The organism is Dorea hominis (assembly GCF_014287705.1).
Classification (GTDB): domain Bacteria; phylum Bacillota; class Clostridia; order Lachnospirales; family Lachnospiraceae; genus Dorea_D; species Dorea_D hominis.
In genome coordinates this window covers 1-617 of record NZ_JACOOY010000041.1, presented here as the reverse complement: position 1 = coordinate 617, position 617 = coordinate 1, and the positions used below count along the sequence as shown (strand labels likewise).

At 45.7% G+C, this 617-nt stretch carries 2 pseudogenes; both read right to left on the bottom strand.

The annotated features are described in order from the left end of the window. A pseudogene (locus H8S07_RS15000) lies at positions 1-111 on the bottom strand (dihydroxyacetone kinase); the annotation flags it as partial. Between the two features lie 230 nt (positions 112-341). After that, a pseudogene (locus H8S07_RS14270) lies at positions 342-617 on the bottom strand (erythritol/L-threitol dehydrogenase); the annotation flags it as partial.

Sequence of the window (617 nt, the reverse complement as noted above, 5' to 3'; positions counted from 1 at the left end):
TTTTACAACTCTTCCGTTCTCTGTGCTCTCTACAATATCGGAATGTGCTTTCAGAAAACCTTTAAGCATCTCATCTACGATATTGTCCGGGTTGTTCATAATCCGCTGCATATCTATTTCCCTCCTGAATCTCCTATGTCATTTCTATAATAATGCTCTATACTATTACGTGATACCCACGGATTGTTCCGTGCTGCGCACTCTCACAATCCTACCCTTCATTCGCATATCGCGGGATTATCATCCCGCTTTTAAGCTCATGTCGGGTAGGCAGATCCCAAGGTCTGTTATCCACTTGTGAGTAAATTCACGTGGATACAGACCTTTGTCCCTTGGTATCACTAAGCCTCCATCTCTGGCACGAGCACAACCTTCAGTGCTCCGTTCTCGCCTGTCTTCGCGATGTGGAATCCTTCTTCCCATTTCTCCAGTGGAAATTTGTGTGTTACGACGCCGTCTGTCGGCAGTTTGCCGTTGCCGATCCATTCAATGACTGTGTCATAGCAGAACGGGCTTAAGTGTACACCGAGAAGGTCTAATTCTTTACGGTCAGAAATAATACTCCAATCTACGGTTACCGGCTGTCCGAATACAGAGAACTCTACGAATCTTCCCAT